The 1,450-nt window shown below is 73.8% G+C and carries 2 protein-coding genes; both read right to left on the minus strand.

What is annotated here, in order from left to right:
- Positions 1 to 510, minus strand: a 510-nt coding sequence (locus OOT08_RS06165; RefSeq protein ID WP_325091705.1) for a response regulator, incomplete at its 3' end; no start/stop codon positions are given.
- A partial coding sequence (locus OOT08_RS06170) for a sensor histidine kinase (protein ID WP_325091706.1) occupies positions 507 to 1,450 on the minus strand: 944 nt, incomplete at its 5' end. The genes OOT08_RS06170 and OOT08_RS06165, both read right to left, overlap by 4 nt.

Consider the following 1,450-nt stretch of genomic DNA (forward strand, 5'->3'; position numbering starts at 1 on the left):
GAACATCTCCCGTTCCCGGGCGGTGAGTTCGGCGAAGGCTGCGGGGGGTTGCGGGGCCACCGGCGCCGGAGTGAAGCGGGTGATGAGGTCTCGGGTCGCCGAGGCGGAGAACACCGAGTTGCCCGCGTGCACGGTCCGGATGGCCGCGAGTAAGAACTCGGCGGCGGCGTCCTTCAGCACAAAGCCGCTCGCTCCCGCCCGGATCGCCCGGGCCGCGTTCTCGTCGAGGTCGAAGGTCGTGAGCACGAGCACCCGCGGGCCGGGGATGCCCCGCGCCGCGGCCTCGGTCACGATGCGCTCGGTGCCGGCGATCCCGTCGAGCACCGGCATCCGGATGTCCATGAGCACGACATCGGCCGCTGCCTCGATCGCGATGCGCGCGCCCTCCGCGCCGTCCGCGGCCTCCCCCACAAAGAGGAGATCCGGCTGGGACTCGACGAGCATGCGGATTCCGGCGCGGAACAGGGCCTGGTCGTCGACGAGCGCGACTCGGATGGGGGCTTCGATCATGGCGTTGCGCTTTCTTCCGGGGCGACGGGCGGGGCAGGTGCGGGAGACAGGATGGGGGCCGCTGGCTGGCTTGGCGCGGGCCGGGCAGGAGTCGTGGCCGGCGGGACGCTGATCGGCTGGGTCGCGGTGCCCGGCACGGAGGACGGGATCCGGGCGGCCACCCGGAAGCGCGCCCCCTGCCGCTCCGCGCTGAAGAAGCCGCCAGCCAGGGCGGCCCGCTCGCGCATGCCGGGCAGGCCGTGCCCGCCGCCCGGACCGCCGGGCTCGGCCGCGCCGACGGGGTTGTGCACGACGAGGTCGAGGCCCTCCGCGCCCCAGAACAGGTCCAGCACGGCCGGGCCGCCGGGCTGCCCGTGCCGGAGGGCGTTCGTGAGGGCCTCCTGGATGATGCGATACGCGGCCATCTCGTGCCCCCGCCCGAGGGTCACCGGGGTGCCGGAGGTGCGCTCGACCACGGGCAGGCCGGAGTCGCGGAACTGGGCCAGGAGCGGGGGCAGATCGGCCATGCCGGGCTGCGGGCCGTCCTGCTCCTGGTGCCGCATCGCGGTCAGCAGGGCCCGCACCTCGGCGAGGGATTCCCGGGCCGTCGCCGCGATGGTTTCGAGCGCTGCTGGCGCCGCCGCGGGGTTCGCGGCGGCGGCATAGCGGGCACCGTCCGCCTGGGCAATGACGACGGCGAGGGAGTGCGCGACGACGTCGTGCATGTCGCGTGCGATCCGGTTGCGCTCCTGCTCGATCACCGTCTCCTGCTCGGCGAGCTGGCGGCGGGACTGTTCCTCGACCCGCAGGAGTTCAGCGTTCCGGTTCTGGTCCCGGGTGCGCATGAGCAGGCCGAGCGTCCAGGACAACCCGAGCACCGCGACCGAGCTGACGGTCAGCATCACGACCCGTGTGCCGACCTCGATGAGGCTGCCGACCGCGTTGTGCATCGCGGGCTCGA

Source organism: Leucobacter sp. M11, assembly GCF_035726885.1.
Lineage (GTDB): Bacteria > Actinomycetota > Actinomycetes > Actinomycetales > Microbacteriaceae > JAPFRB01.